Origin of the sequence: Ignatzschineria sp. RMDPL8A, from assembly GCF_029815055.1 — a bacterium.
Classification (GTDB): domain Bacteria; phylum Pseudomonadota; class Gammaproteobacteria; order Cardiobacteriales; family Wohlfahrtiimonadaceae; genus CALZBJ01.
Window position 1 is genome coordinate 1,814,102 of the sequence record NZ_JAPPWA010000002.1, and the last position, 23,390, is coordinate 1,837,491.

The 23,390-nt window shown below is 44.0% G+C and carries 14 protein-coding genes; 6 read left to right on the forward strand and 8 right to left on the reverse strand.

Features of this window, described 5'->3' with window-relative positions:
- Positions 1-122: 122 nt before the first annotated feature.
- Positions 123-836, forward strand: a complete 714-nt coding sequence (gene sfsA / locus OXI21_RS09635) for a DNA/RNA nuclease SfsA (protein WP_279619365.1) — start codon at positions 123-125, stop codon at positions 834-836.
- Positions 837-1,067: 231 nt separating this feature from the next.
- Here the strand turns inward: sfsA and OXI21_RS09640 are convergent, their stop codons facing one another.
- The 3 genes from OXI21_RS09640 to OXI21_RS09650 form a co-directional block, all read right to left on the reverse strand.
- The gene (locus tag OXI21_RS09640) at positions 1,068-2,456 is read right to left on the reverse strand and encodes an NAD-dependent succinate-semialdehyde dehydrogenase (RefSeq protein WP_279619366.1); all 1,389 of its coding nucleotides are present in this window, start codon (positions 2,454-2,456) and stop codon (positions 1,068-1,070) included.
- Positions 2,457-2,591: 135 nt separating this feature from the next.
- Positions 2,592-3,908: a 4-aminobutyrate--2-oxoglutarate transaminase gene (gabT, locus tag OXI21_RS09645; protein ID WP_279619418.1), complete on the reverse strand. Its 1,317-nt coding sequence runs from the start codon at positions 3,906-3,908 to the stop codon at positions 2,592-2,594.
- Between the two features lie 43 nt (positions 3,909-3,951).
- Positions 3,952-5,316, reverse strand: a complete 1,365-nt coding sequence (locus OXI21_RS09650) for an aromatic amino acid transport family protein (RefSeq protein WP_279619367.1) — start codon at positions 5,314-5,316, stop codon at positions 3,952-3,954.
- Between the two features lie 268 nt (positions 5,317-5,584).
- Between OXI21_RS09650 and OXI21_RS09655 the strand changes: the two genes are divergently transcribed.
- Together OXI21_RS09655 and OXI21_RS09660 are read left to right on the forward strand one after the other, a co-directional pair.
- Complete coding sequence (locus OXI21_RS09655; protein WP_279619368.1) at positions 5,585-7,057, forward strand: PucR family transcriptional regulator; 1,473 nt, start codon at positions 5,585-5,587, stop codon at positions 7,055-7,057.
- A 182-nt stretch (positions 7,058-7,239) separates the two neighbouring features.
- The gene (locus OXI21_RS09660; RefSeq protein ID WP_279619369.1) at positions 7,240-8,886 is read left to right on the forward strand and encodes a hypothetical protein; all 1,647 of its coding nucleotides are present in this window, start codon (positions 7,240-7,242) and stop codon (positions 8,884-8,886) included.
- Between the two features lie 162 nt (positions 8,887-9,048).
- On the opposite strand, the gene OXI21_RS09665 is transcribed toward OXI21_RS09660, so the two are convergent.
- Together OXI21_RS09665 and OXI21_RS09670 are read right to left on the reverse strand one after the other, a co-directional pair.
- On the reverse strand, positions 9,049-9,279 hold the full coding sequence (locus OXI21_RS09665) for a sulfurtransferase TusA family protein (RefSeq protein WP_279619370.1): 231 nt from the start codon (positions 9,277-9,279) through the stop codon (positions 9,049-9,051).
- Positions 9,280-9,337: 58 nt separating this feature from the next.
- Positions 9,338-10,420, reverse strand: coding sequence for a YeeE/YedE family protein (locus OXI21_RS09670; RefSeq protein ID WP_347815536.1), 1,083 nt, complete (start codon positions 10,418-10,420; stop codon positions 9,338-9,340).
- Positions 10,421-11,195: 775 nt separating this feature from the next.
- Here OXI21_RS09670 and leuS point away from each other — a divergent pair.
- The 3 genes from leuS (at position 11,196) to OXI21_RS09685 (ending at position 15,442) form a co-directional block, all read left to right on the forward strand.
- Positions 11,196-13,787 carry a leucine--tRNA ligase gene (gene leuS / locus OXI21_RS09675; protein WP_279619372.1) on the forward strand — a complete coding sequence of 864 codons (2,592 nt, stop codon included), beginning with the start codon at positions 11,196-11,198 and terminating at the stop codon, positions 13,785-13,787.
- A 6-nt stretch (positions 13,788-13,793) separates the two neighbouring features.
- On the forward strand, positions 13,794-14,429 hold the full coding sequence (locus OXI21_RS09680) for a DUF922 domain-containing protein (protein ID WP_279619373.1): 636 nt from the start codon (positions 13,794-13,796) through the stop codon (positions 14,427-14,429).
- A 131-nt stretch (positions 14,430-14,560) separates the two neighbouring features.
- Positions 14,561-15,442: a LysR family transcriptional regulator gene (locus OXI21_RS09685; RefSeq protein ID WP_279619374.1), complete on the forward strand. Its 882-nt coding sequence runs from the start codon at positions 14,561-14,563 to the stop codon at positions 15,440-15,442.
- A 110-nt stretch (positions 15,443-15,552) separates the two neighbouring features.
- Here the strand turns inward: OXI21_RS09685 and OXI21_RS09690 are convergent, their stop codons facing one another.
- The 3 genes from OXI21_RS09690 to OXI21_RS09700 all read right to left on the reverse strand — a co-directional run bounded on the left by OXI21_RS09690 (position 15,553) and on the right by OXI21_RS09700 (position 23,158).
- Positions 15,553-20,211, reverse strand: coding sequence for a hypothetical protein (locus OXI21_RS09690; protein ID WP_279619375.1), 4,659 nt, complete (start codon positions 20,209-20,211; stop codon positions 15,553-15,555).
- 158 nt (positions 20,212-20,369) lie between these two features.
- Positions 20,370-21,926 (reverse strand): MFS transporter, encoded by a 1,557-nt coding sequence (locus OXI21_RS09695; protein ID WP_279619376.1) that lies wholly within the window; start codon positions 21,924-21,926, stop codon positions 20,370-20,372.
- A 26-nt stretch (positions 21,927-21,952) separates the two neighbouring features.
- Entirely contained in the window at positions 21,953-23,158 is a 1,206-nt protein-coding gene (locus OXI21_RS09700) for an efflux RND transporter periplasmic adaptor subunit (protein WP_279619377.1), read from the reverse strand.
- Between the last annotated feature and the right edge of the window lie 232 nt (positions 23,159-23,390).

Consider the following 23,390-nt stretch of genomic DNA (forward strand, 5'->3'; position numbering starts at 1 on the left):
CCCTTTAAATATAGATAAAAACTCAATAGAGAGCCTGGCCTTCATGCTGGGCTTTTTGTTGCGCTACGAGCGCTTAATTTCTTATACTGCTCGCTCATCATGCCTAAAACGAGGAGCGCTTTATGATTTTCAATCCCCCACTTATTCAAGCGACGCTAATTAAACGCTATCGCCGATTTTTAACCGATATCCGCCTTGAATCCGGTGAAACGATTACCATTCATTGCCCCAATACTGGCTCGATGATGAACTGCTTAGTGCCAGAAAGTCAGGCGTGGTATCTTCCTTCTACCGACCCAAATCGTAAAACCAAAGGCACATGGGTGCTAGCGACAACGCCCCACGGACGCATCGCCAATATTAATACCCATTATGCCAACACGCTTGTGGAAGAGGCGCTGAGCGAGGGTATTATCAAAGAAGCAGGCCCCTTTAAAAAGCTCCGCCGTGAGGTGAAATATGGGGAAGAAAATTCTCGCATCGATTTTTGCTTAACTCATGAGGACGATTCGCTCACCTATATTGAGGTGAAAAGTGTGACGCTCGGATTTGATGATTCCACCACCGCCGCCTTTCCCGATGCCGTGACTGAACGCGGGACAAAACACCTCCGTGAACTGACGCGCCTTGCTGAAAATGGCGTTAAAACGATTCTGCTCTACTGCGTCAATCTCTCAGGGATTACCGCCGTTCGCCCTGCCGATGAGATCGACCCTGAGTACGGTAAAGCCCTTCGCCTTGCGCAAAAATCCGGTGTAAAAATCATCGCCTACGGCACCGAATTATCCCCAAACGAAATCAAAATCACCCATTCGATTCCGGTGGTGATGGATTAACTCCCATTAATTCATCTGACAATGAAAAAGAGCGTGCCTACTGATTTTATCTCAACAAGGCACGCTCTCACGCCATATCACTCATGGAGTGTGAGTCTTTGGCGCACGACGCGCCCATTATGCAATCAATATCGAGGTCAACAAAACGACTACGAATCACACACTCTACTTTAGGGCGATCAAACTCTCTAAGCGTTAAGAGCGCAACGCTCAAAGAAGAAGATCGACCTTTTATAGATTTCCAATGGAGAGATATTTGGTTTCTAAATAGGGCTCAATTCCCTCAATTCCCCCTTCCCGGCCGATACCACTCTCTTTAAAGCCGCCAAAAGGTACTTGCGCCGTGCTCGGCAAGCCATCATTCCAGCCAACGATCCCAAAATCGAGATTATCTTGCAGATAAATACCCGCCTTATAATCGTTCGTGAAATAGTACGCGGCTAGCCCAAAAGGCGTGCCATTAGCGATTTCGATCGCTTCATCAAGGGTATTAAATGCAATGATGGGAGCGACGGGACCAAAGGTCTCCTCAGACATAATATCCATCTCAAGCGTGACCTTGCCAAGCACCGTCGGCGCAACAAAATAGATCCCTTTCTCATCATCCGCTTGATAGGTGCCACCGGCTAAAATAGTCGCACCGTTCGATTTGGCATTCTCAATTTGAGACACCACTTTATCAAACCCTTTCTTATTAATCAGCGGACCAACATCGGTCTTCGCATCGAGGCCATTTCCCATTTTTAAAGCCTTGGTCGCAGCGGCAAATTTCTCACTAAATTCCTGAATGACCGATTGATGGACAATGAAACGATTCGCGCACACGCAGGTCTGCCCTGCATTTCTAAATTTAGAAGCGAGCGCTTGCGTCACCGCAAAATCAATATCCGCGTCTTGACAGATAATAAACGGGGCATGCCCGCCTAACTCCATCGATACATGTTTTACCGTACAGGCGCTATCGCTGATTAGGCGCTTCCCAACGGGCGTTGAGCCAGTAAAGGTAATTTTGCGCACATGCTCACTTTCCGTGAAAATAGGGCCAACCTCTGAGCCATGACCAATCACGCATTGAATCACATCTTCGGGAATCCCGGCCTCATGAGCGAGCTCCACCAATTTAATCATGGTAAGCGGTGTATCTTCTGCCGGCTTCACAATAAATGTACACCCCGCCGCAAGCGCAGGACCGGCTTTTCGGGTCATCATTGCAGCAGGAAAATTCCATGGCGTAATGGCAGCCACTTGCCCGATTCCTTGACGCGTTACAACAATGCGTTTATCGCTCCCATTTGCCGGAATTGTGCGCCCATAGATACGCTTGGCCTCTTCGGCATACCACGTTAAATAACTCACCGCATAATTGACCTCACCACGGGATTCTTGAAGCGGCTTACCATTCTCTTCCGTCATCACTTTAGCGATCGATTCCTTATCCCGCATAATGAGCTCTGCCCATTTAAAAATAAGCTCTGCGCGGTGATATGCCGAGGTTTTCCGCCATGTTTTAAATGCTTCATTCCCGCGAGCGAGTTTTTCAATAATCACCTCTTTAGAATCAATGGGGAGCGTTGCCAGTAGCTCACCTGTAGCAGGATTATGTACTTTTAATTGAGTCATTGTTTCAGATCCTTTTTTCTTCTTCACCTTCATAAAAAAGTGGGTAAATGGTTCGCTATTTACCCACCTCTATTTCACTTAAATTTCGCTTAAATAAAATATGCGCTGATTGAACTTATTGAACTGATTGAAGCGTTACGCTTTTGCACTTGCTTCAATGGCCTCTGTTAAGATGGCTAAGCCCTTCTCAAGTTCGCTATCGGTAATTGTAAGGGGCGACAAGAAACGAATCACATTGCTGTAAAGCCCCGCTGATAAAAGCAGTAAGCCATGTTCATTGGCATAATTGACGATCGCATTCGTGCGCGCGGCATCCGGTTTTTTCGAGAGAGGATCCACAACAATTTCCGCTGCAACCATCGCACCTAAGCGGCGAATATCTCCAATAAATGCATGCGTTTTTTGCGCTTCTTTTAAGAAGTTTTCAAGCTTTTGACCAAGGATTTCAGATTTATCGTTTAAGTTTTCCTCTTCAATAATCTCAAATACCGCTAAAGCCGCCGCGCAAGCAAGGGGATTTCCTGCGAAAGTACCGCCAAGCTCACCAGGGTTGGACGTGTTCACCATCTCAGCGCGCCCTACCACCGCACTTAATGGCATACCTGCAGCAAGTGATTTAGAGGTAGTCATAAGATCGGGCACAATGCCGTAATTTTCCATCGCGAATGTTTTCCCCGTACGGCAGAAACCGGTCTGAATTTCATCGGCAACAAAGACAATGTTATGCTCTTGGCAAAAATTATAGACAAACTCCACAAATCGTTGCGGAGGAATCATAAATCCACCCTCTCCTTGAACGGGCTCCATCACCACACAGGCAACATTATCCGGCGACACGGTGCCTTTAAAAAACTCTTTGAAACGATCAATCACCTGATCAATATATTGATCTTCACTCATGCCATTTGGGCGCTCATACACAAATGGAAAGGGCGCTTGATACACCTCTGAGTTAAATGGACCGAACCCCACTTTATAGGGGTTTACTTTACTGGTCATGCCCATGGTTAAGTTAGTACGGCCATGGAATGCACGATTAAAGGAGACCACACCGGGCTTTCCGGTATAACGGCGTGCAATTTTCACCGCATTTTCCACCGCTTCTGCCCCTGAGTTAAAGAGCGCAGCCTTTTTCTCGTGATCACCGGCGGTAATCTCACATAATTTTTGACACACCGCGATATACCCCTCATACATCACGACGTTAAATCCAGGGTGGGTAAATTCTTCCACCTGTTTTTTAATCGCCTCTACCACTTTTGGATGGCTATGCCCCACGTTCATCACTCCAATTGCGCCAGCAAAATCGATAAACTCACGGCCATCTTCCGTTTTCACAGTGGCATTTTTAGCGGATACCGCAACATTTAAATTCCCGTTGCTCACCCCACGTGCTACATATTTTTCACGCAATTGTTGTAAAGTACTCATGTTAAATCTCCTTTGATTGATCTTCTTTTTTGATATGGATGTTAAGTGTTAAACAATGAGGGGCCTATTTCGGAACGAATACATTTAAGCCGATCAAAATCTCCTCAATTGAGGCAGGTAAAAGGTTGGTGTTGTAGAGCAGATCGCACACCGCATAGAGCGCCGCGAAACTATAAAGTGCAATAATCATTCCTTGCACAGGAGCACTCGTGATCCAGCGGTTACACTGCCAATCGGGCACAATATCGCCGATCTTACGAGCTCTTTTCAGCATTAAAATGGGTAAAATTGCTAAAATCACCCCACCGACAGCACCGGCAAACTCTAAGGCTCTTCCAAATGAAACCAGCTCGCGGTACGCCAAAATAAAGGGAGGAATGGAGATCACAGCAAGCACGATCGCACGGCGAAATTTCCGCGTTTCGGAGCCCAATTTAAATTGGTCATAAATATTCGTTAGGTAACTGCCGCCTAATCCCCAATAGGAGGTTAGCATCGCGCATAGTGCAAAGAGGTTCGCAGTTAATGCCGCCCATGGGCCTAAATAGCGCCCCCAAGTGATCGTTGCGATTTCATCAACATTATCAATTCCTGCTAGTGAAATGATCGAAAGCGCCACCGTCGTTAAAAGCAAAAAGGTACAGAGCATCCCGATCACAATCGCTTTTGGCAACAGTTTTGGTTGATGCACAAAGCCACGGGCGATCTCAGGCACAATATATTGCGCCGAGTAGCTAAACACCACCAGATAAATGATCGGAATCATGTAGGACCACTGCCCTTCCATTAGATGCTCAATTTTGGTATTAACATTAAAAAGCGTTGCAAATGAGAGAATCAGGATCATCGAAATCATCGTAATGCTGATATATTTCTCCCCCTTCCCGATCGCTTTTAGGCCCCCATATAAAATCCCGATGGCTGGAATGGCAAACAGCAGACTCCCAATCTGGTTGGGAATGCCGAAAAGTTCATTCATCAAACGCCCACTTCCCGCCATATACGCAATCAAAGCACCGGTACTATTGGCAAAAATGGAGATAAAGATAAACCACGATCCCACCTTTCCAACGTATTTGCGTGCTAGCCCACTCAGCTGATAATGTGCACGCGTCCGTAGTGAGGATTCAGCCACATAGAGCATCGTAATCGTGGTGATAATTCCGATCACAATTAACCAGAAAAAGAGGGGGATAAACCCTGAATTTCGCGATGCATAAGGAATCGCTAAAACGCCCGCACCGATATTGGTACCGACAATCATCGCAATGCCCTCTAACAGAGTGAGTTTTTTCGCGACAAGTGTCTCTGTTGCCTGATCGCTTGTCAGCTCTTTTTTAGACGTTTTTTTAGACGATATCACATCAGAATCTGCACGTGAAAATCCGCCAGACGGTTCCATAAAACCCTCTACGCTAGTAGAATTCATACTATTTTCCTCTCCTTATTCCTCGATGAGCTTCGTTTTTATTTTCAATAATATATTTGGATATTTTTATAATTGATCGCTTATTCGCATTTCCGAAGTCTCACGTAAATTACTCAATTGTTTTTGCTTATAATAAAATTTACGTCTTATTCGATAATATGGATTTCTACGATTCATGACAATTAGACAAAGATAATGAAATTTTTTACCCTTTCATACGATCGTATGAATATAATGGGGGTAATATCCATAATCGAAAAGGATTTCCATGCAATTGACCGTTCGTGATTTAGTTGAAATGCCTCAACTGAAAATACGCCCAATAGCCGGAGAGAATGGGCTTGGTCGCACTATCGAGTGGGCGCATACTTCCGAGCTTGAAGACCCAAGCGCTTGGGTTTTACCCAACTATCTGATTATGACGACAGGGCTTGGCATTCCCAAACATCAAAAGAAACAGCACGATTATATTATGCGGTTAATTGATGCAGATTTAGCGGGACTGATGATTTCAGATGAGATGAACGCGCCCGATAACCTTTCAAAACTGATTAAAATCGCCGATGCACACGATTTTCCTGTCCTTTTTATTAACTATCACGTCCCCTTTATTGAGGTGGCTAAAATTATTATTGAGGCCAATAAAGGGAAAAAAGATGCGGTTAATAACGCACTCGTCAACCTTTTATACGATCATACGAAAGAACTGATTAAAGAGCATGATATCAATGCGCTATTAGAGCGGGTTAGTGTTCTTTTAAACCTACCCATCTATCTGATGGATCCCATCGATCCGACAATTCCCCTCTTTAATTTAGCGCCCCTTCCTGAGAGTGTCCTCACGACCATCAAGGAAACTCCCTTAACGCTAAAAGAGGTTCAGAAAATCTATCAACCCTCAGCGCCGACACTTCACATGATTCCGCTACAAGCGCAAGATCTATTGCTTATCGTGATCGATAATTCCATCAATCATGAGCTGATGCAAAATCTTGCCATGCTCTTTAGCCTCTGCCTTGAAAATCGTAAAGAGACCTGTTATCAGCGCTTTAGACTCAGCAGTGATTTCCTCGATGATATTTTAAATGAGCGTGTAAGTAGCGCCTATATCGAACAGAAATTGCCTAACTTTAAGATCGATATGGAGCAGACGCCTTGCTACGCCGTTATTACAACCCTCGAGGCCGATCATCATTATCTAAAACAATTCTTTAAATATAATGTCTCGGGAATGGCACTTTTAAAAAAAGGACGACTCTTTCTCATTACTGAAGCGCCGCATATCGACACCTTGACCCGCCTCTTTGCGCAACTTGGCATTAGCGATCCGATTGTTGAAATTAAGCGGATTCATGATGCTTTTCAAGAGGCGATGCTTGCTTATAAAAATAGCTCGCCGGAATACCCCATCCAACACTATTCCAATCAAAATTACGCAACGCATACCCTCCCTCGAAGTCTTGAAGAGGCCGAACGCATATTTGAATTTAATTTGGGCGCACTCTATGAACAAGATCAGAGCAAAAATACGCGCTACTTGCATACACTAAAAGCCTTTTTAGAAAATGATCGCGCTTGGGAAAAGACCGCGAATCAGCTCCATATTCATAAGCAGACGCTGGTCTATCGCATCCATAAAGTTGAAGAGATTACCGGACGAAAGCTCAATTCAACCGCCGATGTTGTGGAACTTTGGATGGCGCTAAAGGCGGGAGAGATTTTAGGACATATCATCGAGTAATCGAATTATTGAACATACAGTCACAGCCCGATACCCTGTCACTCTATTGTTAAAAATAATCTGTTATCGTAAATAATGGTTAATTGCATTAAAGTAAATTCAATGGACGCTCATTCAGTGAGATGCTTTAATGACATGATAATAAAAATGATGTCAATAACGATCATAATGGAGAGGATTGAATGATGGTGCCCCGTGTGAAAAAGTCGCTTTTAACTCTTGCGTTGTCGATGTTGATTCCGCTTTCGCTGTCGCCGGTATTGGCTGAATCGACGCTACCTGACGAGAATCAGCCCATCGAGACTCTGCTTAAAGATAATCTTTATCTGCATGGCATTGCGCTCAATTTTCCTGGGGATCATTATTTAGAGATTGGTGAAAACCTGGTACGCCACAATGCACTTATCGGCAATAAATCTAGCCAAAATGATGCTGATCAGCGCGATAGTTGGGAAACGGGAAACGCGCCTAAATTTAAATCGATTCATGATTATCTGCCTGAAAATGGCGCGCTTTTGCATTTTAATCGCTACATTGAAAAAGATGGCGCGGCCTATACAATCGAAGAGATTACGCCTTGCCGGGTTTATCCGGTGACGGGATGTTTGGAAACGCTTAACGCCCGTCAGCCGATCATTAATACTCTGATCAATAATAATGAAACGCTACTGCAACGCTTTAAAACACTCCGCGAGGAGAGCGAGCACAACACCGTTTTAATCCCCGATACGCCGATCGCGCTTGCCTATATTCCCTTTAATAATCATCAATTGATGATCGACCTGTTTCATCTTGAACTCTCCAATATGGCGCTCGATTTTAGTCGCTACCACAGCGCAAATCAGCAACAAAATGCACTGCATACGCTGCAATCGCTCGATCATTTTATTGAGCTTCTCACCGAATCAAAACAATCCCCGCTCTTAGTCGATCTGATGGTGAGCGTTTCGCTTCGCCAATCCCTTGATCAGACGCTCGATGCGTTACTGTCCGAAAATGCGCTAGACCCTATTCTTAACGATCCGGCGCTTGAAGCGATTTTTGAATTGCAAGAACGCCTCGATATTCTCGAAACGCTCACAAAAGCCGTTTCCTTTGAGCTCACCGAACGGGCGCGCTATGAAACGGAATTTTGGTCCACCGCGCTCTTTGACCCGATTAGCGATGGCATGGATGAAAAAACCTTAGAAACGATGACGCTTGAAGAACTCTTTACCCTGCAAAAACCCAAAATTGAGGAGCTGATCGAGCTCATCGGCACGCCCAATACCTTTGATGTGGAGCTATTGCAACGTAAAAATGAAGCCACTCGCTCCCTTCGAGAGATGCGCGATATGATCGAGATGTTTGAGAAAAGTCCGCTCTATGAGACGCTTAAAACCATGCCTTTTAGCAATGCTCGCGCCTACTATTTTGATGAGGTGAATGAGTATATCGCGCTTTTAAATCACGATTCACTCCTCAATCCGAGTGAAAAGATGATTGCCCTGCAAACGCGCTTAAATAACCCCTTTGATCAGCGTTATTACACGCAATTAATTGTGCAACATAACTATCATAAATTGCTGCGCCTTAAATATCTCATCGCGAAAAATCGTATTCAAGACCGCGATATTGAAGCTTTTTTACAGCGAGAAAAACGCCGTGCCATCAATAGTATTACCAATCAACCGTTTGTTTGGAACCCCAAAACGCGCACAATTTCAACGGATAATCCGATCGACCTGAAATTATTACCCGCACCTTTAAATAAGAGTGAAACGGCACTAAGTAAGCTCCAAATCACTCTGCCGAAAGTGAAACGCATGGTCAAAAATCGCCGGCGCTAAAATAGAAAGGAGGCCCTTAATGGAGTCGCCAGAAAACATTAAGAGCCTCAAGAGATATCTCTGACATTTGATATGGAGTGTGCAGAGATCATGGGGGAACGGGTTTGAACGGCCGGTTATTAGCCGTTCAATCAAGATCGATAACGATCAAATAAGTTTAAGTTAATTGGTTTTTACCACGGTGATGGTCCAAGCGGCATCTCCGATTTGGGCATACTCGGTGACATCATGCCCCGCTTCTGCTGCCCAGCGCGGAATCGCTTCGGTCCCTTGAGTACAATCAAATTCAATGCGAAGCGCGTCGCCAATCTCAAGCTCCGCCATCTTCTCTTTCGCTTCAATCAGCGGGAAAGGACAGACAAGTCCAAGGGATTTAAGTTCGTAAAGTGCCATAATGGATCTCCTAAATGGGTATAAATTATAAAATGATGAATGGGTGATGTAATTTGATTTAGTTGGTAACGGATGCTGCGTTTAATGCGGGTTGCTTGTTTAAGCCTTTTTTACTTCCGGCTTTTTTGCGCGGTCTCACATAGACAAAGTAAGAGGCGATCCAGACACCGATGATGGTGAAAACAAGTCCGCTCCAGCCCTGCCAGGTCATAATGGCAGTATTGGTTAGGCCATTTCCGATGGTGCATCCGCCAGCAAAACTTGCGCCAATACCCATTAATATGCCGCCTGTTGCGCTTGAGATTAAGATCTCACTACTGGGGACGCGCCATTTAAATTCTCGACTGCCTTTCGCAGCGATAAATGAGCCCACAAAGATGCCAAGAACTAAAAAGACCCCCCAATCGATCACGCCTAAATCGCCCGTGACTAAAAATCGAATAATATTCGCGGAGGGCGTTGTAATGCCGAGCCCGCCATTTCGCCCGCTTGCCGTGCTTAAAGGCCACGCCACAAGTGCGATCAATCCAATCACCGCACCGGCCACAAAGGGATGCCAACGCTTTTCAAATAAAAGGTGCGCGATACCGCTCTTTTTCGGGGGAAGTGAAGGGATTTTTACTTTTGGTTTACGCAGATGTTTCACTGTGAAAAACCCAGTCACCGCCACTAGAATCGCAATCAACAGACCTTGAGAGAGCCCTACCGTTTCAGCAACAGAGTTATTGACAACGCCCACCGAAACAATCTCGCTATAGACTCCTTTTAATGCACCATATTTGGTAATCGCCGCAAAGATCATATAGAAAAAGAGTGCGATCCAACTGCCGATTAATCCTTCTGCCGCGCGATACCACGTTCCGGTGGCGCACCCGCCAGCTAAGACGATGCCGATGCCGAAAAGAAGACTTCCACCGATCGATCCTAAGAGGGAAAATGTCCCCACTTTAGGGGTTAAATGGCCCGTTTGCACGAGCGCATAAACGCCGACGGCCTGCACTGAAATGGCGATTAAAAATGCGTAGAGCATGGTATTATTTCGCGTTAGATAGATGTCGCGAAAGCCGCCCGTCATACAAAATCGAGCCCGCTGTAAAATAAAGCCGAAAACAATTCCTATAAATAGCCCAGTGATCACGATGATCCTCCTTTTTTAGGCACAATCGTCCACTCACGGAAATCATAGCCGCGCAAAAATGCCCTCGGAGTTACAAAGATGGCGCGTTAAAGTCGTGATGGCAAACTGCCTAGATCACAGACCATAAAGCAACATCCAAGCGTAACGCCGATGCATGCGCAGATATCATCGTGAATAAAACGATCGATTAATCTGAAATATAAAATGTAATTATTTGGAAAATGGAGTCTAAATGCGGTTAGGGATTAACAACACATCATCATGGAACAGCAACACATACACATCGCCGCACGCACATTGAAAGTGGTGGTCGAAACGATGGTTTTTTGTACGTTTTGCGTAGCCATGACTACTCCTAATTGAGAGTGTGAATAATATAGTGTGTAACAAATGGTAATGGGATGTAAAAAGTTTCTAATTTTTTGTAATGATTCTTCCATTACCGCCGAATCACTGAGTATTAGTTTTAACACCCCGAAAATGGAAAAGCAAGCCCCTTTTTGAAACTATTTTAGTTAAAAGTTTTGTATAATCAATGACCTTTATCGATCTAAAGATATATTGTCTTTTTGTGAGATGTTTTTTAGATGGCTTTTGACGCAATAAAATATCCCCATTATGGCCGTTTAAATCAACATTGTGCAGCGCACATTCACCTGACAAAATAATTTACCATCATTCGCCTCGAGAAGTCAGACAACTTGCCCCAAAATTTGTATAATGGAAGGCTTGTAAGATTTTTTATTAATCTCGTTTGACTACAAAGGATCGTTTAAAGATGAAGCCAACGTATCAACCCTCTGCCATTGAAGCGGCTGCCCAGGCGTACTGGGAAGAGAATCAATCCTTCATTACCAAAGATAAGACCGATAAACCCAATTATTACTGTTTATCGATGTTCCCCTACCCGTCCGGGCGACTGCACATGGGGCACGTGCGTAACTACACAATCGGGGATGTGATTAGCCGTTATAAAATGATGAAGGGCTTCAACGTGATGCAACCAATCGGTTGGGACTCGTTCGGAATGCCTGCTGAAAATGCGGCGATCGACAACCAAGTGGCACCCTATGCATGGACCAATAAAAACATTGTCTATATGCGTCGCCAATTTAAAGAACTCGGCTTTGGGTTCGATTGGTCACGGGAATTTTCAACCTGTGATCCTGAATATTATCGTTGGGAGCAGTGGTTTTTTCTCAAACTCTACGAAAAAGGCATCATCTACCGTAAAAACGGCATTGTAAACTGGGACCCTGTGGATCAAACCGTCCTTGCAAACGAGCAGGTAATTAACGGTCGTGGCTGGCGTTCGGATGCGCTGGTTGAGCGTCGTGAAATCCCGATGTACTACTTCAAAATTACCGATTTTGCTGACGAGCTGTTAGAAGATCTTGATATTCTAAAAGGCGGCTGGCCTGAGCAAGTGCGCACCATGCAAGCGAACTGGATCGGTAAATCTGAAGGGATGGAGGTGACTTTCACCTACGAAGGCGGTCAATTTAACGTCTTCACCACCCGCCCTGATACCTTAATGGGAGTGACCTATGTCGCCGTTGCACCAGAGCACCCGATCGCAACAAAAGCCGCTGAAACCAATCCTGCATTAAAAGAATTTATCCAAGAGTGCCAAAAAACCGGTACTTCAGAAGCGGACTTTGCAACGCAAGAAGCGAAAGGCATGAACTCAGGCTTTTTTGCAACGCACCCGATTACCGGTGAAAAAGTGCAAATCTGGGTCGCGAACTATGTCTTAATGGCCTACGGTGACGGCGCGGTGATGGCGGTTCCTGCTCACGATGAGCGTGACTTTGGCTTTGCCCATAAATACGGTTTACCCATTAAACCTGTGATCGATTGCGGCGCAAAAGATACGAGCTACACCGTTTGGGAAGAGGCCTATGCCGCGCACGGAACGCTCATTGATTCGGGCGATTTCACTGGCTTAAATTTTGAAGAAGCTTTTGAGAAAATCGGCGCATTTTTACAAGAACGTAATCTTGGAAAACCAAGAACACAATATCGCCTTCGCGACTGGGGAATCTCACGTCAACGCTATTGGGGTTGCCCAATTCCGATCATCAACTGTGAGTGCTGTGGCCCGGTTCCTGTGCCCGAGCAAGATCTTCCGGTAGTGCTTCCAACGGACTGTATCCCCGATGGTTCAGGCAATCCGCTCAATAAACTCGATAGCTTTATCAATGTGGAGTGCCCGAAATGTGGTAAACCTGCAAAACGCGAAACTGACACCATGGATACCTTCGTGGAATCCTCATGGTATTACGCGCGCTTTGCTTCAAGTGATTACGATAAAGGCATGATCGATAGCGAACGCGCCGAAGCGTGGTTACCGGTTGATCAGTATATCGGCGGCGTTGAACATGCGATTTTGCATCTCCTCTATTCACGTTTCTTCCATAAATTGATGCGTAATGAAGGCCTTTTAGGCGACCCTGCCAAAGTGAGCCCCGAGCCCTTTAAAGCGCTATTAACCCAAGGCATGGTGGTCGCACCAACCTTCTATCGTCACACAAGCAAAGGCTATCAATGGTTTAACGTAAAAGATATCGAAACCGTTGAGAAAGATGGCGAAACGGTCTACCTCTACAAAGGCGATGGCGAGCCGGTGGTTTACGATGGTATCCAAAAAATGGGTAAATCGAAAAATAACGGCGTTGACCCTGAAGAGATCGTCAATAAATATGGAGCGGACGTATCGCGCCTCTTTATGATGTTTACCTCACCTCCTGAGCAATCACTTGAATGGTCAAGTGCAGGGCTTGAAGGCGCTGAACGCTTCTTGAAACGCGTATGGAATTTTGCCTACGACAATCAAGACGTTTTAAAAGGTGACGTTTTAGATCTCTCCGCAATTGAAGACAAAAAAGCGAAAGAGATCCGCCGTGAGATTCATGGTGAGCTCAAAAAAGCGCTCTACGACTACGATCGTTTCCACTTTAATACCGTGGTATCGGCCAATATGATCATCTTAAATGCGCTCAATAAACTGGGCGATAGTGCTGATCATAATGCGGTCAAACAAGAGGGTTACAAAATTATGTTACGCCTCTTAAGCCCGATCGTGCCCCACTTGATTCATACCATTTGGTCATCACTTTATGGCGATGACATTCTTAACTACGACCTTCCGGAAGTCGATGAGAATGCCCTTGTTGCCGAGGAGATCAAATATATGGTTCAGGTGAACGGTAAACTCCGTGGCGAAATTATGGTGCCGGCAGAAAGTGCGAAAGAAGCAATCGAAAAAATGGCGCTTGAGAATGAAAACGCGCAGAAATTTATCGATGGCAAAGCGATCGCACGCGTCATTGTTGTTCCGAACCGCCTTGTTAACATTGTGGTGAAATAATCAATAATGCGTACGCTGCAATGCATACTCATTAGCTTAGGGTGGGGATTGATTTCCCCGCTCTTTGCCATTGAAGTCGAGAAAGAGGTGACCTATTACACGGTAACCCCAAATCCCGGTGAGGCGATTTTCGATAGCATCGTCCGTGACGCCCCGCTGTCGTCTCATCAATTTTTAAATGAAAAAAACGCCTCAACCTTGGGCGAATATCAACCGAAAGTGGAGTTTGAAACTCACTTTAACACCCATCTTTTTAAACGTTGTACCGTTTCCCGCGTGGACATTACGCTTCATTCCCATTTTTATCTACCGAAGCTCAACACGCATTACAACTACAGTTACAGCGTCACCAGCGATTTTAATCGCGAATATCGTAAAATTTTAGATCATGAAGAACATCATGAAGCGATCTATATCTTCTATCTCAAAGAGCTTAAAAAAGAGATCGAACGTTTAGGGCGAAAACGCCTGGCATGCGATGATCTATCGAGCCAAATTAAAGCGCTTGAAGACAAGACATTAAAGAAAATTGACGAGGAAAATCGCCTCTTTGATTGCCGTGAGTATGGCAAAAAAATGGGCTGGACGTTTTGCGATGCGCCTAAAAAGCGTCATCTATCAAATAAATTAAAGTCAGCTTAAAAAAAATTTATCGATATAAAACAATACTTAAAAATTTAGATATCAACGATTGATATATTTTATTGATGATTCGTGATACAACTAGAGAAGTGTCATGAAACCATGCTCTTAAAATAATAACGACAACCGCCATGAATGAAAAAGATTTAAAAATTTTAATAGAAATTGAAAAACATCGTAGCTTAACCACCGTTGCTGAAGTGCTCTATATGACTCAGCCGGCGCTCACCTATCGTCTTCAACAGATCGAGAAAAAGATGAACGCGAAGCTCTTTAACCGCGGCCGCTTAGGGATTCACCCAACGGTCGAGGGAGAGATTGTCGTGGAAGATGCGCGCAAAATTATGCAGCAATTTGATCATCTCCGCAGTAAGCTCGTGCAAATTCAATCGAAAATTAAAGGCACGATCCGCTTAGGCGTCGCCTCAACCTTCGGGCAATATCTAATGCCCGCGCTGCTAAAAGCGTTTTTAAAAGAATTCCCGAAAGTTAAAACCGAAATCACCACAGGCCTTAGCCGCGATCTTACTAAATATCTCAAAAATGGGGATATTCACGTCGCGATCTTACGAGGCGTCAATGATTGGGAAGATGAGAAAATGCTGATTTGTGAAGAGCCGCTCTATATCGCCTCACAAAATGCGATTGTGCTCTCTGAGCTTCCCCAACAACCTTCCATTGAATATAAAATGGACCGCTATCTCAAAGATATCGTCAATAATTGGTGGAAGATGCACTTTAAAGAACCGCCTTCGATCTTAATGCAGGTCGATACGCTTGAAACAAGTAAAGCGATGGCGAATTTAGGGCTTGGATATACCGTGCTCCCGGGCGTTTGCCTTCTTGATAATGAGACGCTTATTAAAGAGCCACTCAAAGATAAAAAAGGCAATAACATCACCCGTGAAACGTGGCTCTTTTATCATGAAGAGACGCTCAATTACCCAACGGTACGCGCCTTTGTAGAGTTTATGGATCGCTATCGCCACCATATTGAGAGCCTCCCGCTCTAATATTCAATTTAAGCCAATAAAAAACCTCTTAATTACCGGGATTTTAAAGCACCCGATCCATTAAGAGGTTTTATTTTATCTGCGAATGATCCGCTAATTATTCAGCGCGATTATTTACCAATCTCACTAAAATCCCACTCATTGAGCGCTTCAATGGCGAACCCGTCATGGTATTTTGCCGCTAATTGAAGCAGTTCATAAGCTTTATTGAGATCGCGCGGAACGCCTAAGCCTTTATAGTAGATATTCCCGAGCTTAAATTTCGCTAGCGCATGGTGCGTACCATCATCAATCTTGGTCAGATCGAAATAGTACGCCGCTTTCGAGTAGTTAATCGTCAGCCCATTTTGACCAAAATAGTAGGCATCGCCCGCTAAGTGCGCACAGTTGCTATCACCCTGCTTCGCGCCTAGATCAAAATAGTAGACCGCTTTTTCCATATCTTTTGCTTGACCATAATCGCCATCGCGATAGAGTCCGCCTAAATAATTATAGGCACTCGAATAACCGAGTTCGCCCGATTTTTCGAAATACGCCACCGCTTGGTCAAAATCAAATGGGGTAAAGCGTTTTTCAAGATAGACTCGCGCTAAATGATAATAATCACGCCCTTCACCGCTCTTTTCAGCGCTTTCAATGCGGGCATTCATATAAGCTTTATATTTTAAAAAGGGCGCTGCGTTACGGAATTTTTTCGCCGCTGCTTCAATCTCAGCCTGTTTTTCCTCATCGATCCGCGAGCGGAAATAAGGATCTTTCTCATTATTTAAAAGAGCGTAATAGTAAGCCGTTTCAAAGTCGTTCGCATCACGATAATGTTCCATTAAAACATGTGCGCCATCTTCATAATAATTATACTCAAACGCCTTTTCCCACCAAGCGGCTGTCAGTGCTTTCGCTTCGGGTGAATGGTCACGATATTCGCTAAAGTTTCTTGCAGCACGGTAAGCAAAGAGCTCTGCGGAATCGACGCCAAACCAGAGCGAATTTTCCGAGGTCATCGCGGCCTCTTTCGCCTCAAGGAGATGCAACCCCTTTTCATAATAGCTTGCTGCGAGCTCGAAGTTTTGCGGAAGCGTCTCATCGCCTTTTAAATAGAGTTCAGCTAAATAAGTGTAGACCGCATTATCATCCTCGATACCGGTAAAAACGCCCGCCGCTTTACGCCAGTTTTTCGCCAGATCATACGCGCCATTTTTATAGGCATCCGCAAGGTGATAGCACGCATCTTTGTTCTCAGCACCGCACTCTTTAAAAAGGAGGGCTTTCGCTTTTTCAAAGTTGGCCGGAACGCCTTCAATCTTTCCGCCGTAGAGTTTCATCAGCGATTCAAAGGCCTCTTTATCCTCTTCAAGTGCTTCAAGATAGAGCGTTTCAAGGAGCGTCTCACGCTCAGAAGCTGAGAGCGATTCATCGGTCATATAATAATTCCCGAGCGCCACTTTCGCACTCGCATCGCCGCGCTCAACCGCCTCTTTTAAAAGTTCAACATAACGCTCTTTTGCATTGTCCTCTTTTTCAAAGAATCGATCGGCATAGTCGCCGCCATAAAGTTCGGCAAGTAGATAGCTTGCCCGTCCACTTCCCTCTTGTTGCGCACTTTCAAGAAATCCGAGAGCATAGGTAAACTCAGGTTTTTGATACGCTTCTGAATAGCTACGAATCTCGTTAATGAGATATTCCGCATAATGAACACGCCCTTTCAAATCCCCTTCAAGCGCCGCTTTCACATCCTTTTCATAATGCTCCAGCATCTCGGTTGCATTATTATTGCCCGCTTGAGCCGCCTTTTGGAAAAGGGGGAGCGCTAACTCCCAATTAAACTCACCTAAATCGCCATTAATATAGATTTGCCCAAGGCGATAGAGTGCATCCGTATGCCCTTTTTCAATCGCTTTTTGATAATATTCGATCGCTTTTAACACATCGCTTTTTATGCCATAGCCAGAACTGTACCATATCGCCACCTGATAAATGCTCTCAAGCTCGCCGGCATCCGCCTTTTCAAGCGCTTGATCAAATTTATTAATGTTTGAGAGGTAGTAAGGAGCTACCGGAGAATTTATCGAATAACGCGATGCCACGCTAAACCATTTACGCGCTTCCTCACGATTATATTCAACCCCATTGCCCGCATAATAGCGCTCTGCTACTTCGCCCGCCGCTTCTTCATGCCCATTTTCAGCCGCTAATAGATAGTAGCGGAAACGCTCTGCTTGTGAAAGACGCCCATCATCATGGGAGCGATAATTCGCATAGCGAAATTGAGCATCCCGATGGCCTTTATCTGCCGCCTCTTTAATCAGCTCAAGCCCTTTTTCATCGCTGGTAAAGCCTTTTTTGCCAGACAAATGCCACTCGGCAAGCTCTAATGCGGCATCAAGATCACCGGCTTTATAACGCGCTTCTACGGCATCGACTTCTTCGAGCGCTTCATTGATGGTCACCAGATTTTTTTGCACGGAATCATAATATTTCCACTCAGGAGAGATCGATTCATACGCCGCTTTCGCTTTACGGTAATCTCTAAAACGATACTCCTCCTTAAAGTAGATCTCAGCGAGCTTCTCTTTTTCTTTGTCGCCGCCAAGCTCCGCCGCTCGTTGATACCAATGCAGCGCGCGATCAGGATTAAACTCAATCGAACGCCCAATGGTCCACTCGTTTTGGCGGTAGATTGACCCAAGCAGCGTCATCGATTCCACAACGCCTTTTTCCGCGGTTTTTTCTAAAATCGCGATCGCCTCATCAAAGGGAGCGCCTGTTTTAATCAATGCATACCCATAATAGTGCTCGGCCAAATCAGAGGTTTTTGCGAGCTCTTTTAATTTTTCAAGCGCTTTTGGCTGCTTTTTCCAATAGTAATAATTATAGAGCCACGCTAAATCCTCGGGCGTATCGCCTAATACTGAAAAAGCAAGCGTGAGATACTCAGGCTGCCCATTCCCGCGATAATGGGCATTATCAAGGAGCTTCTCGCGAATCGCTGCAATCTCTTTTGGATCACCCATCTCAACGATCACTTTATGATAGTAATAGTCCGCATCATAATACTCAGAACTGGCCTCTTTAAAGTAGGCTTTCGCTTTTGCTAAATCTTTTTCAACCACCACGCCGTCATAATAATCTTCACCAAGATAATAGTTCGCCGCCGTCACATCATACGCTAGCGCGGTGACAAAATAATCGTGGGCTTTTTGGCGATCTTTCTCAATGCCTTCAGCACCTTGTCGATAAATTTTACCAAGTCTGAGCGCTGTAAATCCCCGCACTTCTTCCGATTCAGGATTGGCTTTATCTAAAATTGATTCATAACGCGTGACGGCTTTTTTAAGATCATTCATCTCTTCAATTTTTGCAAGACGATATTCCGCATATCCCACAGGATCACCGACTTCAAGGGCCTTTTCATAGGCGGCTTTGGCAAGCTCAATATTATAAAGCACACCCTCTTCATCGGCATAAAGATCGCCTAAATTGAGATGGGCTTGACGCTGATGAGCATCGCTTTCTGACTGTTCTGCAATAATTCGCTCATACCACTTCACCGCTTGCGCCTGTGAATTTTTATCATGGTGCTCTTTTAAATAGGTATTGGCAACGAGAAATTGCGCCTCAACATCAGAAAGATCGGCCGCTTTTAACAGATAATTAAAGGCGCGTTTTTCATCATAATAATCAGAATAATAGGCGTTATGAATCTCTGCAAGCGAGCGTAATGCTCGGACAGATCCGCCCTCTGCCGCCTTTTCAAGATAGATAATTTGCTCATCGCCTTCAAGCGAATCGGCCACGTAAAAAAGCGCCGTCATATCGCCTAAATCCGCCGCTTTTTTATAATACTCGAGCGCAAGCGTCGTGTTTTCAGGCACAATCACGCCGGCACGATAAATATTCCCCAGCAGAATGATCGCTTCAAGATCATTGTTTGCGGCTTTCTCTTCGAGGGTTTGTAAGGTGTTCGCGATCTCTTCAGCTGAGAGCAGTGCGTCAATTTTTATCAGGGATGGGCTCGCCGGGTCCTCCATCAAGAAAAACTGCATGAAGTTTTCTTCAACAAACGCCTTATAATATTGCGCCTTCTCAGCATCCGCCTTAATGTCATGGCGACCTTCCGCATAGATCTCGGCAAGCACCATCGCGGGCATAATAAATTCATCGCTCAGCGCCGATTCTAGGTAAGCAATCCCTTTGGCAGAATCTTGTTTAAAATCGCCAAGCGGTGGCATGTCTTCTTGATCGCCAAAGTGCACCAATCCCAGTAACAGCGCCACCATTGGATGATTTTCTGCGTTTAGTTTTTCAAGGTGAGCAATCCCTTTTTTCGCATTTTTCGGGTAGAGATCATTGCCACTTTGTGAGATATCAAGATAGAGCACAGCAAGCAAAATCCCCGCTTGAGAAAGCCCCTCGTCGGCGGCTTTTTCTAAGCGTTCGAGCACCTTTTCAGGCTCATCAACCTGATTAAAATAATCGATCAGCGCGAGATTATAGGTCGCTTCAATCATCCCTTTCTCTTCGGCAATTAAAAACCATTTGCGCATCTTTTCCACGCCTTCAGCACTCGGCGAAACGTCCATTTCAAGCATGCCAAGCAAAAACGCACTTTTAGCATCGGTATCACCGTAAGGAAGAAGCGCTTCGTACGCCGCAGTCGTATCGCCGCTATAATAGGCATTGAGACCGTCGGCCATATCGGCAACGCCCATCTGCATGCTCGTCGCTAAGAAAAAAGATCCCACCAGCAGTGATAATCGGGTCCGCTTCATAATCCACCTTTATTATTCGATCAATTCATTATTTAATAAACTGTTAATCATACCGAAATAATAATTTAAACGGGGATAATAAACCTATTTTATTGATTAATAATAAAGCAACGTCTGATTTTTAAAAGAGGTGATGCATCGATTCAATCGGTATTGTGCTATTTTACGGTTCGTTGAATTAAGAAGACAATCGTTACGACTACACCAAAAATCATGACATAGTGAAAAAAATCGATGGACGCCATCAAAATTGCTTGTTGCTGTAATTGATTTTGCAGTTGTGTTAAAGCGGCATATTGCGCTTCATTGTCGGACATAGCATGAGAAAAAAGTGCTGTTAACTGATCGAGTGTACTAAGAAAATTAGGATTGAATGAATTAAAACTCTCTCCGACTTGACTAAAATGAATGGTCGTACGCCATTGCATAAATACGATCCCCCAAGAAACACCGATCGATAACGCCAATTGTGCAATAATATTTCGCAACTGCATCGCATGAGAAAAAAGCATATCATCCCCTCTTAAACTACGAAATCCTGCAGCAGTCACTGGTGACATAAAAAAGATCATATAAAAACCATTTGCCAAGAGCGCCGGTAAAATATGCCATGAAAGTGTTGCCTGTGGCGTTAAATTAGATAAACTCCAGCCATAAAAAGCGATACAGGCTCCCCCTACTAGAAGATATTTTTTAAGCATGGGCGATCGTTGAATATAGGTCGAAAATATTTTCCATGCGATAAATGCCGTACTAAAGCCAAATGACATATAGAGTCCAATCGAGGCCCATGAAAAATTCAATCCCTGCTGGAGCATGAGAGGTAACACATAATTAGAACTTGCTGTCACAATATAAAAAGCACTAGAAAAGAGAGTACTTAAAATAAAGAGCTTATTTTGAAATACGGGACGAATTTGCATTAATGGCTTATCCAGTTTTCGCGTGTGCAGGCGAAAAAAGAAGAGAATTAAAAAGATTAATGAGCCAAAAACCATCAATAACAGCATAAACGTATTACTGTAAAAGTTATAACTCGAGCGTCTAAATACATAGAAAAATGAAAATCCCCCTAAAAGTAGCAACATGAAGATCATTGGACTACTCTGAGTCATTCGATGTTTTGGTTGTACAATCTCATCGGGCAACGCAATGGTTGAAATCAACCAGGCTAACACCGAAAAAACAATCAATAAAATAAAGACCATATTCCAGCTATCATGCGTCACAACCAAAGATGCTAAAAATGGCGCACCAGCCATACCAAAGATCATACTCACAACGAAAAATCGGATCCCTACAAAACGTAAAACTCCCACTGGCAATAATAATGTAAGAAGACGCGCACTTGTCATAAACGAAGCACCGCCAAGCGCCATAATAGCTCGGCCAGCTAAAAAAGTATAAAATGAGTGACTAAAATAACAGACCAACGCCCCCATCATGAAAAAGCTCAATGCAATCTGTATATAACGCCGCCACCCCAACCGCTCTATCATCCAATGTTGCTTGGCGATCATAATAACTGCGATACTTGCATAGACAGCATTGATCAAGCCAAACTCTTCAGGGCTACTCCCAATCTCTCCCATAATGGGACGTGCTGCAAACGCGATCATTCCCGATTGAAGATATTCAATTATATTTAAAAAGAAGATCGTGATTAAAATCGCTTTAAAATGCGCAGGAGCTACGATTGATTGCGGTAATGACATAATTTATGGCTCAACGCATTGACTTTTTAAGTAGACAGTGTGCTGTTTTCGATAATAATTTGTTCAATTATTGCCTCCACATCTTGCGATCTCTGTTCAAAAAATGTTGTTTCGTAGATAGAGTTAGCACCATATGCGTTCAAGTTTTCGTCAATATTCAATGCGTTTCGTGTATTAACCGTTACCCTCATCGATACCCCCACTCTTAACGGATAAACCGCCACTTCTTCAGGATCAAGCCCAATACGAACCGGTACTCTCTGCACCACTTTAATCCAGTTCCCCGTTGCATTTTGCGCAGGTAAAAGAGCAAAAGCACTCCCTGTACCAGCATCGACACCTAACACCTTCCCATGAAACACCACACTGCGCCCATAGACATCAGACTTTAAGATAACAGCTTGCCCAGTGCGAATATGTCGTAGCTGAGATTCTTTAAAATTAGCATTCACCCATACATTATTAAGAGGCACTGTGGCCATTAAACTAGTGGCTGGAGTGATATGCTGTCCTAATTGAATATTCCGTTTAGTCACCATACCACTCACAGGGGCATAAACAGTTGTACGTGCCAATTGAATATAAGCTTCTCTAACACGGGTCATCGCACTTAATACCGATGGATGTGTCCGTACCTCAGTATTATCAATTAATGCAACCATTCCTTCCAATTCTTTTTGAGAGGCGATTAACATCGCTTCCGTACTCTCAAGTTCTTGCTTAGATTGTTGTAAGTCTTCATCGGAAATTGCATGGCTATTGACTAAAATCGATCGACGATTATATTCACTTTCAGCACGTTCAAATTCAGATTGACGCTGCTTAACAATCGCCTCTAATTGAGCTTTAAGAGCAAATTTATGGTGCAACTCACGCACCGCTTGAGCAAGACCTGCTTTAGCTTGCTCTAAATTGAGTTTCATATCTGTATCGCTCAACTCGATCAAAGGATCCCCTTGTTGAACTATATCGGTATTATCAACATAGATTGTGGCGACATTCCCAGATATTTGAGCATTAATAGTCACGATATCGCCATCGACATAAGCATCCTCCGTAGTAACATGATATTGACCAATCAAATACCACCAAGCACCACACACAAAAACAATAAAAAAAATAAAGACTGAAAAAATCGCCAATATATGCCGCCGACGTGTAATCAAATGATAACGAAACGCCCTTGATATCTGCTCGTTAACCTTCCTTTTTTTATTTTTTGCTTTTGTCATATGTCATACATTTCGTCAATAAATTACTCTTTTAGTAGACAATATAATACCTCTTTTTTATTACGCTCATGAAGAAAATTATTAATAATTTAATCAACTAAAAAGTGCCATGGCGCTACATTTAAATAGCAACTTTGACAATTTTTTTGAATAAAACAACTGATTAATTACTGAATAATCGATATCAAATTTACTAAAAATGATTGCTAACAATAACAATCTTGCGTAAGTC